Origin of the sequence: Chromobacterium amazonense (assembly GCF_001855565.1) — a bacterium.
Taxonomy (GTDB): domain Bacteria; phylum Pseudomonadota; class Gammaproteobacteria; order Burkholderiales; family Chromobacteriaceae; genus Chromobacterium; species Chromobacterium amazonense.
The window spans coordinates 1-14,393 of the sequence record NZ_MKCR01000009.1 but is presented as its reverse complement, the minus strand read 5'-3'; the positions used below and the strand labels follow the sequence as shown (position 1 = coordinate 14,393).

14 protein-coding genes and 2 rRNA genes are annotated in these 14,393 nt (G+C 60.8%); 10 read left to right on the top strand and 6 right to left on the bottom strand.

Going from position 1 to position 14,393, the window contains the following annotated elements:
- The first annotated feature begins 22 nt into the window (after positions 1-22).
- The 8 genes from queE (at position 23) to BI343_RS06225 (ending at position 5,194) form a co-directional block, all read left to right on the top strand.
- Complete coding sequence (gene queE / locus BI343_RS06260; RefSeq protein ID WP_223253537.1) at positions 23-658, top strand: 7-carboxy-7-deazaguanine synthase; 636 nt, start codon at positions 23-25, stop codon at positions 656-658.
- A gap of 292 nt (positions 659-950) precedes the next feature.
- Complete coding sequence (locus BI343_RS06255; RefSeq protein WP_043626873.1) at positions 951-1,202, top strand: BufA1 family periplasmic bufferin-type metallophore; 252 nt, start codon at positions 951-953, stop codon at positions 1,200-1,202.
- A gap of 88 nt (positions 1,203-1,290) precedes the next feature.
- Positions 1,291-1,551, top strand: a complete 261-nt coding sequence (locus BI343_RS06250) for a BufA1 family periplasmic bufferin-type metallophore (protein WP_043626871.1) — start codon at positions 1,291-1,293, stop codon at positions 1,549-1,551.
- 52 nt (positions 1,552-1,603) lie between these two features.
- Positions 1,604-2,434 (top strand): MNIO family bufferin maturase, encoded by an 831-nt coding sequence (gene bufB, locus BI343_RS06245; protein ID WP_071109078.1) that lies wholly within the window; start codon positions 1,604-1,606, stop codon positions 2,432-2,434.
- Entirely contained in the window at positions 2,421-3,188 is a 768-nt protein-coding gene (locus tag BI343_RS06240; RefSeq protein WP_071109077.1) for an HvfC/BufC N-terminal domain-containing protein, read from the top strand. The genes bufB and BI343_RS06240 overlap by 14 nt, the downstream gene beginning before the upstream one ends.
- Positions 3,185-3,661: a DoxX family protein gene (locus tag BI343_RS06235; protein WP_071109076.1), complete on the top strand. Its 477-nt coding sequence runs from the start codon at positions 3,185-3,187 to the stop codon at positions 3,659-3,661. Before BI343_RS06240 ends, BI343_RS06235 begins: the two co-directional genes overlap by 4 nt.
- A gap of 150 nt (positions 3,662-3,811) precedes the next feature.
- Positions 3,812-4,660, top strand: a complete 849-nt coding sequence (gene serB, locus BI343_RS06230; protein WP_071109075.1) for a phosphoserine phosphatase SerB — start codon at positions 3,812-3,814, stop codon at positions 4,658-4,660.
- A gap of 9 nt (positions 4,661-4,669) precedes the next feature.
- Positions 4,670-5,194, top strand: coding sequence for a hypothetical protein (locus BI343_RS06225; protein ID WP_071109074.1), 525 nt, complete (start codon positions 4,670-4,672; stop codon positions 5,192-5,194).
- A gap of 6 nt (positions 5,195-5,200) precedes the next feature.
- Here the strand turns inward: BI343_RS06225 and moaA are convergent, their stop codons facing one another.
- A complete protein-coding gene (gene moaA, locus BI343_RS06220) occupies positions 5,201-6,175 on the bottom strand; it encodes a GTP 3',8-cyclase MoaA (protein ID WP_071109073.1) in 975 nt (324 codons plus the stop codon).
- 567 nt (positions 6,176-6,742) lie between these two features.
- Here moaA and BI343_RS06215 point away from each other — a divergent pair.
- Positions 6,743-8,635 carry a S53 family peptidase gene (locus BI343_RS06215; RefSeq protein WP_169828989.1) on the top strand — a complete coding sequence of 631 codons (1,893 nt, stop codon included), beginning with the start codon at positions 6,743-6,745 and terminating at the stop codon, positions 8,633-8,635.
- Between the two features lie 137 nt (positions 8,636-8,772).
- Here BI343_RS06215 and BI343_RS06210 read toward each other — a convergent pair whose 3' ends face one another.
- Positions 8,773-9,069, bottom strand: coding sequence for a glycine zipper domain-containing protein (locus BI343_RS06210; RefSeq protein ID WP_071109072.1), 297 nt, complete (start codon positions 9,067-9,069; stop codon positions 8,773-8,775).
- Positions 9,070-9,177: 108 nt separating this feature from the next.
- Entirely contained in the window at positions 9,178-9,918 is a 741-nt protein-coding gene (locus tag BI343_RS06205; RefSeq protein WP_043630125.1) for an acetoacetate decarboxylase, read from the bottom strand.
- Between the two features lie 252 nt (positions 9,919-10,170).
- On the opposite strand from BI343_RS06205, the gene BI343_RS06200 reads away from it, so the two are divergent.
- Complete coding sequence (locus tag BI343_RS06200) at positions 10,171-10,506, top strand: hypothetical protein (protein WP_071109071.1); 336 nt, start codon at positions 10,171-10,173, stop codon at positions 10,504-10,506.
- Here the strand turns inward: BI343_RS06200 and BI343_RS06195 are convergent.
- The 3 genes from BI343_RS06195 to BI343_RS06185 all read right to left on the bottom strand — a co-directional run.
- Entirely contained in the window at positions 10,503-11,639 is a 1,137-nt protein-coding gene (locus BI343_RS06195) for an oxidoreductase (protein WP_244886588.1), read from the bottom strand. The two genes, BI343_RS06200 and BI343_RS06195, sit on opposite strands and share 4 nt — an antisense overlap.
- Before the next feature lie 58 nt (positions 11,640-11,697).
- A 5S ribosomal RNA gene (gene rrf / locus BI343_RS06190) occupies positions 11,698-11,812 on the bottom strand.
- A gap of 123 nt (positions 11,813-11,935) precedes the next feature.
- Positions 11,936-14,393, bottom strand: a 23S ribosomal RNA gene (locus BI343_RS06185); the annotation flags it as partial.

Sequence of the window (14,393 nt, the reverse complement as noted above, 5' to 3'; positions counted from 1 at the left end):
CGCCATGCCCTCGAGAAATAGCGTGACTACCTACACCGTCAAGGAAATCTTCTACACCCTGCAAGGCGAAGGCCGGCAGGCCGGCCGCGCCGCGGTGTTCTGCCGCTTTGCCGGCTGCAATCTGTGGTCCGGCCGCGAGGAAGACCGCGCCAAGGCGATCTGCCAGTTCTGCGATACCGATTTCGTCGGCGCCGGCCCGGACGGCGGCAAGTTCGACGGCGCCGCCGCGCTGGCCGCCCGCATCGCCTCGGAATGGCCCGAGGACGCCGGCGGCGTCCGCTATGTGGTGTGCACCGGCGGCGAGCCATTGCTGCAACTGGACAGCGAACTGATAGACGCCCTGCACGCCGAGGGCTTCGAAATCGCCGTGGAAACCAACGGCACTGTGGCCGCGCCTCCGGGCATAGACTGGATCTGCGTCAGCCCCAAGGCCGGGGCCGAGCTGAAACAGCTCAGCGGCAACGAGTTGAAGCTGGTCTACCCGCAAGCCGCGCAGCTGCCCGACACCGTGGCGCATCTGGATTTCGACACTTTCTACCTGCAACCGATGGATGGCCCGGATCTGGCCGCCCACACCCGCGCCGCCATCGCCTACTGCATGGCTCACCCCAAGTGGCGGCTGTCGGTTCAGACCCACAAGATGGTGAATATCCGCTGACTCCCAAGCCGCGCTACGCGGCTTTTTTTGTGTCCGCATTGCTCAGCCATTCAAGCAACCATGACATTGGCGCGCTATAACGACGAAAGCATAAGCACCGGGCTACAGGCGGAACCGCCCGGCACGGAGATCCTGGCGCGGAAAAAATTTTTCTCTATACCGTGTAAGAAGCGGCCAGCCATCGCGACTCAATGGAGGTAGGCGATGCTGCCAGCAACAGGACTGTAAGCATCCGCCGCTTACGGCGACCAATCGCCATCACCCGCATGGGTGAACTACCCAGGAGAGAACCATGAGCAGCAACAAAACCCTTATCGCTAGCGCGCTCAGCGCGGTCATCGCCGTCGGCGCGCTGAGCAGCATGCCGGCCGCGGCAGCGGACAAGGACCAATGCTTCGGCATCGCCAAGGCTGGTCAAAACGACTGTAAAAACGCCGCGCACGCCTGCGCCGGCCAAGCCAAGGTCGACAACGACCCGACCGACTTCAAGCTGGTCCCCACCGGCACTTGCCAGCAAATGGGCGGTCAAACCAAGCCGATGTAATTTTGCCGGCTGGCAAGCCCAGCCATTTTGATTACCATACCCCGGCTTGGCGGCACCCGCCGCCAAGCGCCATACCAAGGAGTCAGACATGAAGCAGAACAAAGCCCTGATCGCCTCCGCGCTCGGCGCCGTCATCGCCATGGGCGCCCTCTCCGCCGCGCCGGCCAGCGCCGCAGACAAAGAAAAATGCTATGGCATCGCCCAGGCAGGCAAGAACGACTGCGCCTCCGCCTCCGGCACGCACTCCTGCGCCGGCCAGGCCAAGGTGGACAAAGACCCGGGCGACTGGAAATACGTCGCCAAGGGCAGTTGTGAAAAAATGGGTGGCAGCACTACGCCTAAGAAGTAATTCGCACCATCCGGCCCGCCATGCGGCGGGCCGCCCTGCCGGGAACCGCAGCATGTCATACACCAGCCTACCCAGCGTTTGCGGCATCGGCCTGCGCGCACCTCATTACCGCGAAGCACTAGACACCGCGCCACCCCTCGGCTGGGTAGAGGTGCACAGCGAAAACTTCTTCGATGGCGGCACGCCGCTGGCCATGCTGCGCCGCGTCGCCGAAACCTGGCCCTTGTCCCTGCATGGCGTCGGCCTTGGCCTGGGCTCTGCCGCCCGGCCCGACGCCGGCCATCTGGCGTCGCTGAAGCGACTGGTCGACGAGTTGCAGCCGGCGGCGGTATCGGAACATCTGTCGTTCAACCACTCGGCGCAGCGCTACGTGAACGACCTGCTGCCGATTCCTTATACCCGCGCCGCGCTGGATACCATCGCCGGCCATGTAGCGCAGACGCAGGACGCCCTGCGTCGCCCCATCCTGCTGGAAAACCTGTCGAGCTACGTCGAGTTTCCCGGCAACGAGATGAACGAAGGCGAATTCCTCGCCGAACTGGCGCGCCAGACCGGTTGCGGCATCCTGCTCGACGTCAACAATCTCTACGTCAATCGCATCAATCTGGGCACAGACACCGACGCCGTGCTGGCGGCGCTGCCGGTCGAGGCGATAGGCGAAATCCATCTCGCCGGCTACAGCGAACGCGAGGGCCTGCTGGTGGACACGCATAGCCAGCCGGTGCATGACGGCGTCTGGCAGTTTTACCGCGAAGTGATAGCGCGCATCGGGCCGCGTCCTACCTTGATCGAATGGGATCTGGAGATTCCGCCGCTGGCGGTGTTGCGCGGCGAGGCAGCCAAAGCGCAAGCGATACTGGAGAGCCGTCATGAACTGGCATGACTGGCAGCACGCGCTGCTGGAGGCGATTGCCGACCCGGCGCAACAGCCGGCCGCGGCGGAATGGGGACTGAACCCCGCCGGCCTGGCGGTATACCGCAACAATTACCGCGTCGGCCTGATCGATACGCTGGCGCACAGCCATCCGGTATGCCGCGAATTGGTGGGCGAGGAATTCTTCGCTGCCCTGGCGCGCGAGTATGTCAAAAACCATGCCTCGGCTAGCGGCAACCTGCATGTCTATGGTTCCGGCTTCGCCGACTTCATCGCCGGCTTCGAACATTGCCGCGAACTGCCGTACCTGGCCGATGTGGCCCGCCTGGAATGGGCTATCCACCGCAGCTATTACGCGCGGGATGCCGTATCGCTTGAAGTCGCCGCGCTCAGCGCCGTGCCGCAGGCGCAATGGGGCCAGTTGATCTTCACGCCCTTGCCGGACGTAGCGCTATGCCAGGCCCGCTCGCCCGCCGTCAGCATCTGGCGGGCGCACCAGGACCACGGACCGCTGGAAGGCATCCTGCAACGCCCGCCGGAGGACGCCCTGGTCTACCGCGAGCATGGCGCCGTCCAGGTCAAAGCGCTGGCGCGATGCGACTACGTCTTCTACGCCGCGCTGTTCGATGGCCTGCCGCTGGCAGAGGCTGCGGATCATGCGCAAACGCTGGATGAGGCCTTCGATCTGCAAGCAGCCCTGCTCGGCCTGTTCCAACCGCCTCTGCTTGCCTCCTTCCATCTTCAGCCGGACGCCTCCTCATGAATCACGTGCTCAAATCCGCCTTCTGCGCCTATCGCCTGCTGATCCGCGCCGGCGACCTGCTGCAACCGCTGGTGCTGGTGTTGCTGCGGCTGTGGATCGCCCATGTGTTCTTCAGCTCCGGCCTGACCAAGATCGCCGACTGGGACATCACTCTGGCCTTGTTCACCGACGAATACCATGTGCCGGTATTGCCGCCGAATGTCGCGGCCATCATGGCCACCTGCGGCGAGCTGGGCCTGTCCAGCCTGCTGGTGCTGGGACTGGGCGGGCGCTTTGCCGCCGCCGGCTTGTTCATCCTCAATGCGGTGGCGGTGATCAGCTATCCCGGCCTGACCGAAGCCACGCGCCAGTTTCATTATTTCTGGGGCGCGCAAATCCTGGTGCTGCTGGCCTTCGGCCCCGGCCTGCTGTCGTTGGACGCTTGGCTCAAGCGCTGGCTGCAACGGCATTGCCCCAACTCAGGCAGCGGCTGAAAACTGCGCGCTTCCCTCTACGAGGTGCCTTGGACAAGGCGTCTCGCCGCAAGCAAGGCAGCGAATCCAGCGTCGGCACGACTGCCAGCAGGGCAAGCGGCGCAAGTCATGGCATAATCAAAGCAACCACCTTGATGCCGATCGCACTACATGAGCACACAGCAAACCCTGGCCGTCGTCGCCGCGCATGCCGACGCCCCCTTTATCGATGACCTCGCCCGCCTGGCGCAAACCAGCCGAATCGACCTCACCCGCCAAGGCGTCATCCGCCTGGATGGCGTAGCAGGCGAACAGAAGTCGGATCTGCTGGGCCTGTGCCGGCAACATCGTTGCGATGCGGGCCTGGTCGACAGCGAGCGCCGTTTTGCCGATTTCGGCCTGCTGGTGTCCGATATGGACTCCACGTTGATCAGCATCGAATGCATCGACGAAATCGCCGACCTCAAGGGCATCAAGCCGCAAGTGGCGGAAATCACCGAGCGCGCGATGCGCGGAGAGTTGGATTTTTCCGCGGCACTGCGGGAGCGCGTGGCTTTGCTGGCAGGCCTGCCGGAGGCCGCGCTGCAGGAGGTGTATGAACAGCAGCTGCGGCTGAATCCCGGCGCGCCGCAATTGTTGGCGGCCTGCCGCGAGGCTGGCATTCGGACGCTGCTGGTATCCGGCGGCTTCACCTATTTCACCGACCGGCTGAAAGCGGAACTGGGCCTGGACGAAGCGCATGCCAACCAGCTGGAAGTCATCGATGGCAAGCTGACCGGCCGCGTGCTGGGCGGCATCGTCGATGCCGAAACCAAGCGGCGCCTGCTGATCGCCGCGCGCGAACGCCTGGGCCTGCGTCCGGATCAAGTGCTGGCGGTGGGCGACGGCGCCAACGACCTGCCCATGCTGCGCGAGGCCGGCGTCGGCATCGCCTATCACGCCAAACCGCGCGTCGGCGCCGAGGCGGATCTGGCGGTCGAGTACGGCGGCCTGGATGTCATCCCGCAATTTTTCCTCTGAGTACGCGCCATGCAAGCTCCCTCCGCGGCCGATCTGCCGCAACTGGACACCGTCAGCTTCGATGCCGAACTGCCTCTGGCGGCCCAGGCATTGGACGGGGAATACCCGCCGCGCATGCAACGTGAAACCAGGCTATCCCTGCGCGTGCTGGCGGCGCCGACGGAAACCCCTGACGACAGCAACCCCGTGATGCTGCGGCTGGAGGCCAAGCTGGATCTGGCGCTGGAGGTTTCCCTGCTGGAACGGCATCCGGATCGTCCAAACAATACGCCTTGCCGGCTCGGCTTGAACAGCATAGCCTGGCGCGATCAGCAGAATTGGCAGCCCGGGCAGCGCCTGCTGCTGCGCCTGCATCCCAATCCGGACTCCGCGCTCAGCCTATGCCTCTGCGGCGTCATCGCCAGCAATCAGCCCGCAGGCGAACGCGATTATCTGCTGACGGCCGACATCCACGAATCGTTCGACACCGACACGCATCTGCTTTGGGAAAAGTGGGTGTTCCGCCGCCATCGGCGGGCGATACAAGAGCGCTGAGCGAACTCAACCGCCGGTCATCGACATGAAGCGGACCAGTTTTTGCGGCTGCTCGCGGAATTCATGCCGCTCCGGCTTCAGCTCTATCGCCTGACGGATCGCGGCCTCCAGGCCGGCATCGTCGATGCCGCCGCGCAGCAAGGGCCGCAGCTCCATTTTCTCTTCCTGCCCCAGGCACATATACAGCGTGCCATCCACCGATAGCCGCACCCGGTTGCACGTCGTGCAGAAGTGTTGCGAGATGGGCGTGATCACGCCCAGAGAGAAACTGCCGTCGCGGCGGCCCCAGTAACGGGCAGGCCCGCCGCCCAGCGTCTTGGCCTGCTCCACCAGATCGTAACTGGCGCACAGGCGCTTCAGCACCGGCTGCAAATCGAGGTACTGGGTGGCGCGGCCGGTGTCGCCCATCGGCATGGTCTCGATCAGACGCAGGATCAGCCCGTGCTCGATGCAAAACGCCACCATGGCGTCGATGTCCTGCTCATTGACACCGCGCATCGCCACCATATTGATCTTGATCGGCGAAAAACCGGCCGCCTTGGCCGCCATCAGGCCTTCCATCACCCGCGGCAGGTTGTCGCTGCCGGTGATCTGCTCCACGCAGTCGCGGCGCAGCGAATCCAGGCTCAAATTCAAGCGGCGCACCCCGGCGGCGTACAGCGCCTCGGCATGGCGCGGCAACTGGGTGCCGTTGGTGCTCAGCGACAAATCCTCCAGGCCGGGCAGCGCCGCCAGCCGGGCAGCCAGTAGAGGCAAATCGCGCCGCAAAAGCGGCTCACCGCCGGTCAAGCGCAAGCGGCGGGTGCCCAGCCGGGCGAACACGGCCACTACCCGCTCGATCTCGTCGAAAGTCAGCCAATGCGCCGGCTCCTCGAAATGCTTGAAGCCCTTCGGCAGGCAATAACTGCAACGCAGATCGCAACGATCGGTCACCGATAGCCGCAGATATTCGATGGCTCGGCCGAAACGGTCAATCAACATGCTCTCTCCAAGCCTTGCTCCACACTGTGTCATTTAGTCGTCGCCGGAACCGATTTCTGACGCCCGCCATGACGCCTCATCGGCATTGAGACGCTGCAAGAGCGCAAGCGCATTTTCATTGTACTGCACACTACGCCCCTCCACAGGCTTGCAATGGATAGTCTGCCCCATCCAAATCTGCGCCGCCATCATGAGAAGCCATCAATAATGGCGCGCTTTCACCACCGTATTGCCGGCAGACCGGCGCCATCAAGCTAAAAAGTACATTGAAAGCGCTTGCTATTTATTTTAATAATCAAAGCCTTAAATCAATCTCGATGACATAAACGATACACAGAACGTTACAAAAACACTTAACTTGACGCAATTCGCCATTCTTATACTGGTCTCGCCAATTTATTCAAATTGGATCAAAAAGCGCCAAATACCTTGTGGCCACTTCCTGCCTTACCGGCCCCATGCCCAGAGAGCGCAATCATCAGGAAGGCGGCGCGGCGCCCACCCGGCCCACGCACAGCCCTCCCCCAAAGGAGAAATAAAAGCATGGCCAAAGCATTCACAATAAAAATGTTGGTTGCCGCCCTGACCGCCGTCGCCTCCTCCGGCGCGATGGCGGCGACGGCGCAGGATCTGGGCAAAGTGGAGCAAGCCGCGCCGGCGCAGAAACTGACAGTGACGCTAGCGCTGAACCTGCGCGACCGCGACGCCGCCACCCGCTATCTGCAAGAGGCTCACAGCCCGGCCAGTCCGAACTACCACAAATTCCTGACGCCGGCCGAGTTCCGCGCCCGCTTCGCTCCGAGCGATGCCACCGTGGCCCGAATCAGCGCGCGGCTGCAGGCCGCCGGGCTCAGCGTCAAGCGCATAGGCAGCGCGCTGTTGCAGGTCAGCGGGCCGGCCGCCACCGTGCAGAAGGCCTTCGGCGCTGAAGTCCATGTATTCCAAAACAAAACCACCGCCCAAGCTGGCGTGTCCCGCTATATCGCCCCGGTACGCGCCGGCACGCCCAGCGTCGATCTAAGCGATGTGCAGGCAGTGATCGGTCTGGATAGCCGTCCGCACTTCCGGCCGCACCTGCGCCAACTGCCCAGCCATCTGCAACCGGCCGCCGGCAAGACCAGCGGCACCGTCACCGGCGGCAACGCGCCGGGACAATGGACCGTCACCGACCTGGCCCGCTATTACAACATCACGCCGCTGTACAATCAGGGCATCCATGGCAAAGGCGCCACCATCGGCATCGTGACCCTGGCCAGCTTCACGCCTGCCGACGCCTTCCAGTACTGGAGCCAGATCGGCCTGAATACCGACCCGAACCGTCTGAACGTGGTCAACATCGATGGCGGCCCGGGCGCGCCCAGCGATGACGCTGGCTCCGACGAAACCACGCTGGACGTAGAGCAATCGGGCGGCATCGCGCCGGACGCCAAGATCATCGTCTATCAGGCGCCCAACACCACCCAGGGTTTCGTCGACGCTTTCGCCCAGGCGATTGAATCGAACACCGCCGATACCTTGTCGGTCAGCTGGGGCGAATGGGAATGGTTCGACCAGCAGGCCCAGGCGGCCAATCCAGTCAATGGCCAAACCAGCAATGTGCTGCAGGCCTACCATGACTTGTTCCTGCAAGCCGCCCTGCAAGGCCAGACCATGTTCGCCGCAGCCGGCGACGCCGGCGCCTATGACGTGAACCGAGCAGCGCCGCTGCCGCAGTACAGCAAGGTGTTGTCGGTGGATAGCCCGGCCAACCAGCAATTCATCACGGCGGCGGGCGCCACCACGGTTCCCTCGACCCTGACTTTCCACCCGAATGGCAAGGCCATGCAGGTCAAGATTCCACGCGAGCGCGCCTGGGGCTGGGACTACCTTAACGGCCTGTGCCAGGCGCTGGGCAAGGATCCGGTGGCATGCGGCACTTTCCCAGTGGGCGGCGGCGGCGGCGTCAGCGGCTTCATCAGCCGTCCGTTCTATCAGTATTGGGTGCCGGGCATGCAAAGCACGCCGGCAGGCCAGCAGCTGGTGGACAACAGCCAGAATCCTCCGCAAGTGATCGCGTCCGTCCCGGCCAACTTCAAAGGCCGCAACGTGCCAGATATCTCGATGAACGGCGACCCGGAAACGGGCTACGTGGTGTACTACACCTCCAGCAAAACCGGCTTCTCCGTCTTGAGCAACAACGGCGGCACCAGCTTCGTCGCGCCGCAGCTGGCGGGCATCACCGCGCTGTTGAATCAGTCGATGGGTGGACGTCTCGGCTTGCTGAACTTCTCGCTGTACGGCCTCTTGGCAACCGGCCATGCCTATCACGGGCACGGCCATCACGGAGCGCCGCTGCGCGAAATCACCGCCGGCGACAACTGGGGCTACAACGCGCATCGCGGTTATAACCAGGCCACCGGCGTAGGCGTGCCCGACGTCGCCAATCTGGACGCCGCCTTGCATCGCTACTTCTGGTTCTAATTAGCGGCCACAATAGAAAACGGCCATCTCTGAGAGATGGCCGTTTTACTATTAGACGCGATCCGCTTCATTCGCCAGGCGGCACCCACTGCGATGAAACAAAGACCAGCGCCAGGCATGCATGGCAAGCCACTCCGTCAATGATGCTTATGATGCTTATGATGCTTGTGGTGCTTGCCGTGCTTGTGCCCGGGCTTGTCTTGCCGCTTGCCTTGCTGCTCGCGGCCGTAGTCATGTCCCAGCGCCGCGCCGGCCCCCCCGCCAATCGCGCCACCGATGATGGCGCCATCGCGCCCGCCAACCGAGTGACCGACAGCCGCCCCGGCCGCGCCGCCCAAGGCCCCTCCGACGATGGCGCCTGTTGACGAATCGGCGCTGGCCACTGCGGACAGCAGAGCCAGCGCCATGCCAGCAACCGCAAAAACTGACTTCATTTCCATTTTCCTGCAATGAATCGGAAAACGGAGCTTAAGGGTCGAAGCGGATTTGGTCTGTATCCATATGTTAGAGAATGTGAATATTCATTCACAAAACATGCCGCGCTATTGCTGCAGATAATCGAAGACCACCGTGCCCAGATCCAGTGTCAGATCACAGATGAAGTGACGCGCCGACAACACTTCCAGCACAGGCAGCTCGGCCACCGGCGCCAGCGCATGCGGATGCAGCTCCAGCGCGCCCGGCGCGCTCCAGGCGCCTTTGATCGTCACATCCGTGGTGTGATAGCGCACCAACTCGCAGATGCGCGGCGTGCCGTCCACATGCGGAATGATCTTCAAGAGGAAATTCGGTTCCGCCATGCTCTGTTGCAAGGCCGCGTGATCCAGTGCCTCGTACTTGTAGCCCATGGTGCCGGTGGCGATGCGCAAGGGCCCGAAATCCAGGGTGCCGATCAGCGTTTCCCGCTGTACTTCCAGCCGCGGATGGCCCGCCTTTTTTGGAAAGCCCCATAGTTCGCGGCCGCCGGCAATAGGAGGATGGTCATCCAGAAACATCGAATGGACATAGCTGCCTTGCGCGCCGCGGAAGCTGACCGGGATCACCTGCCCGCTCTCGGTATAGTCGCCAAAGCCAGTGGAATCGGGCATGCGGATGAATTCATACTTGACCACCGGCTCGGTTGCCTGCAGCGGCTCTGGCAAGATGGCCTGAATCGCCGCCGGATCCGTGCGATACGTGATGACCATGTACTCCCGATTGACGAAACGGTACGGCCCAGGAGGAAACGCCGGGCTGGTCAAGGGCATGGCAAAGGCACGGCTACGCACTTCTTGTTGCTTCATGGGACTTCTCCTTTAGAAACACTCGAAAGACGGCAAGCAATCGGCACAATCAGCGGTGACTATAGATGAATGAAAATATGTCAGCGCACCGCCAAATTCAATAAGCATAAACACAGAGCGGAATTCGTCCGCATGCGACAATCCCCCACAGCAAAGCAAGGCGAGGTTGACGCGCCGTGCAAGAGCCGACGATCATTACAGGCGCTTGACCGGACTCGTCCGTCAACATCGCGCCAACAGACAGGAAAAAATATGAACGCCGCCAAGAAAATCCGCCGCTTCATCGAAGAAGGCCACGACCCGCAACAAATGCATGTCCTGAAAGAGCTGGCCGCCGCATTGGAAATGGGCCGCTCGTTCGACCTGAGCAAGCTATACGATATCGACATGCGCTACTTCGATGTCGCCATCGATCTGCTGAAAGACTGGCGCTTTGATCACCACATCAGCTCGCGCAGCAAGCTGCTGGAACAGTTGCTGACAGAAATCGCGCCGGAACAACAGGCGGCGATCAGCGCCGAGGAAGTCATTGCCACCGCTCAACACGCAAGCGGCGATGGCGGCGGCAAAAAGAAGGGCAAAAATTAACAGGCCAACGCTGCCGGGACAGTCTGCCAATGCTGTTGGTCCGCGCTGAGCCAGCCAAGTTCCAGCAAAACCATGATCTGCCACGCTTGTATTGCAGGCACGGGGTTAGCCGCGCCATGCAGCAGGGCATCGCGTACGCTGGAGTAATACCGCGTATAGTCGCCGGCAGGGCCGACATGCTCGCGCGGCACGCCATCCGCCAGCACCAAACGCCCAGGCAAGCCATCCCTGCCCCAAGCGGCGCTGCCCGGCATGCCTCCGGCCTTAAGCTCTTCTTCTTGCGGGTCCAGGCCATATTTGCTGAAGCTGCCTTGCGTGCCATGGATGATGAAGCGCGGTCCGGCGTCGGCCACCAGCGCGCTGCCATGCAGCATGACTCGCTTATCCGGATAGCGGAGTAGCGCATGAAACCAGTCATCGGAAAGCGCGCCATCGCGCAGGGCCGCCTTCTCTAACAAGATGGCTTGCGGCAGGCCAAACAACTGCACAACCTGATCCAGCAGATGCGGTCCCAGGTCATACCATAGCCCCGCGCCCGCATTCGTCGACTCGCGCCAGCGCTGGCGCACCTGAGGCCGATAGCGATCAAAATGCGACTCAAAATGGACTACCCTGCCCAGCAGTCCGTCTGCTATTAGCTGTTGTATCGCCAGGAAGTCGGCATCCCAGCGCCGGTTATGAAAGACCGACAACAGCAACTCCAGCCGCCCCGCCAGTTCGACCAACTGCTCCGCTTCGGCAGCCGTCAATGTGAACGGCTTATCCACGACCACATGCTTGCCAGCCCGCAAAGCCGCCTCAGCCAAGGGGAAGTGGCTATCATTCGGCGTGGCGATCACCACCAGATCGATGTCCGGCGCCATCAACAAGGCATCGGGGCTTGCATGAACCTGAACATTCGGCAACACCGCCGCCACCTGCTCCGGCCGACTGGACGCCACCGCTACCAACTCGATGCCATCCACCGCTCGCAATAGCGGCGCATGAAATGTCGAACCAGCATAACCAAACCCAAGTAGTCCCACTTTGAGCGTTTTTGTCATCATATTCTCCGGCGCAATCCGAACATGATACGGGCGACGGCTATAAACGCCAAAGCCCCGGCAGTGTCTGTCGGGGCGGGTGTCGCGCATTCGGCGCGCGCAAAGCGCAAAGCCCAGCTCGGTTGAGCTGGGCTTTGTCGTATCGGGCGTCTGGCGGTGTCCTACTTTCACATGGCGAATGCCACACTATCATCGGCGCTAAGGCGTTTCACGATCCTGTTCGGGATGGGAAGGCGTGGGACCACCTCGCTAAGGCCACCAGACATAAACTGTACAAACTGCAAGAAGCCTGAACCAGAGTCGCTCTCTGATTCTGAATATTCGGTATTTGATGTTCTTCGCACATCCACTCTCGTCACTTAGCCTCGCTAAGCCACTCAAATGATAGGATCAAGCCTCACGAGCAATTAGTATCGGTTAGCTTCACGCCTCACAGCGCTTCCACACCCGACCTATCAACGTCCTGGTCTCGAACGACTCTTCAGGGAGGTCAAGCCTCCAGGGAAGTCTCATCTTCAGGCAAGTTTCCCGCTTAGATGCTTTCAGCGGTTATCTCTTCCGCACTTAGCTACCCGGCGATGCGACTGGCGTCACAACCGGTACACCAGAGGTGCGTCCACTCCGGTCCTCTCGTACTAGGAGCAGCCCCCGTCAAACTTCCAACGCCCACTGCAGATAGGGACCAAACTGTCTCACGACGTTTTGAACCCAGCTCACGTACCACTTTAAATGGCGAACAGCCATACCCTTGGGACCGGCTACAGCCCCAGGATGTGATGAGCCGACATCGAGGTGCCAAACACCGCCGTCGATGTGAACTCTTGGGCGGTATCAGCCTGTTATCCCCGGAGTACCTTTTATCCGTTGAGCGATGGCCCTTCCATTCAGAACCACCGGATCACTATGTCCTGCTTTCGCACCTGCTCGACTTGTCGGTCTCGCAGTTAAGCTACCTTTTGCCATTGCACTATCAGCACGATTTCCGACCGTACCTAGGTAACCTTCGAACTCCTCCGTTACACTTTGGGAGGAGACCGCCCCAGTCAAACTGCCTACCATGCACTGTCCCCAATCCGGATCACGGACCAAGGTTAGAACCTCAAAGGGGTCAGGGTGGTATTTCAAGGTCGGCTCCACCAGAACTAGCGTCCTGGCTTCTTAGCCTCCCACCTATCCTACACAAACCACTTCAAAGTCCAATGCAAAGCTACAGTAAAGGTTCACGGGGTCTTTCCGTCTAGCAGCGGGGAGATTGCATCTTCACAAACACTTCAACTTCGCTGAGTCTCAGGAGGAGACAGTGTGGCCATCGTTACGCCATTCGTGCGGGTCGGAACTTACCCGACAAGGAATTTCGCTACCTTAGGACCGTTATAGTTACGGCCGCCGTTTACCGGGGCTTCGATCAAGAGCTTGCACCCCATCACTTAACCTTCCGGCACCGGGCAGGCGTCACACCGTATACGTCCACTTTCGTGTTGGCACAGTGCTGTGTTTTTGTTAAACAGTCGCAGCCACCGATTCTCTGCGACCTCTCAAAGCTTCGAACGCGAAGTCCTACACTCTAAGAGGCATACCTTCTCCCGAAGTTACGGTATCAATTTGCCGAGTTCCTTCTCCTGAGTTCTCTCAAGCGCCTTAGAATTCTCATCCTGCCCACCTGTGTCGGTTTGCGGTACGGTTCTTGTGTAGCTGAAGCTTAGTGGCTTTTCCTGGAAGCGTGGTATCAGTCACTTCAGGTCCGTAGACCCTCGTCATCACGTCTCGGCCTTAAGGGGCGGCGGATTTGCCTACCACCCCAGCCTACCGGCTTAAACAGACTATTCCAACAGTCTGATGACCTAACCTTCTCCGTCCCCACATCGCACTACACAAAAGTATGGGAATTTTAACCCGTTTCCCATCGACTACGCTTTTCAGCCTCGCCTTAGGGGCCGACTCACCCTACGCCGATGAACGTTGCGTAGGAAACCTTGGGCTTTCGGCGAGCGGGCTTTTCACCCGCTTTATCGCTACTCATGTCAGCATTCGCACTTCTGATATCTCCAGCATCCCTTACGAGACACCTTCACAGACCTACAGAACGCTCCCCTACCACGCATCGGCTTCCCTTAGCCTGCTTGTTTCCCTCATGGCCTGGCGACCATTGGGGTGGGCTTTGTCATCGCTTCGCGATGACAAGCTTGCAACAAGCTAAGGTGAAGCCGACGCATCCGCAGCTTCGGTTATCAGTTTGAGCCCCGTTACATCTTCCGCGCAGGACGACTCGACCAGTGAGCTATTACGCTTTCTTTAAATGATGGCTGCTTCTAAGCCAACATCCTGGCTGTCTAGGCCTTCCCACTTCGTTTACCACTTAACTGATCATTTGGGACCTTAGCTGGCGGTCTGGGTTGTTTCCCTCTTGACGATGGACGTTAGCACCCACCGTCTGTCTCCCATGCTCGCACTTTCCGGTATTCAGAGTTTGCCATGGTTTGGTAAATCGCAATGACCCCCTAGCCATAACAGTGCTTTACCCCCGGAAGTGATACATGAGGCACTACCTAAATAGTTTTCGGGGAGAACCAGCTATCTCCGAGTTTGTTTAGCCTTTCACCCCTATCCACAGCTCATCCCCTAGTTTTGCAACACTAGTGGGTTCGGACCTCCAGTGCGTGTTACCGCACCTTCATCCTGGCCATGGATAGATCACTCGGTTTCGGGTCTACGCCCAGCAACTAAAGCGCCCTATTCGGACTCGGTTTCCCTACGCCTCCCCTATTCGGTTAAGCTCGCTACTGAACGTAAGTCGCTGACCCATTATACAAAAGGTACGCAGTCACGGAACACGTCCGCTCCCAC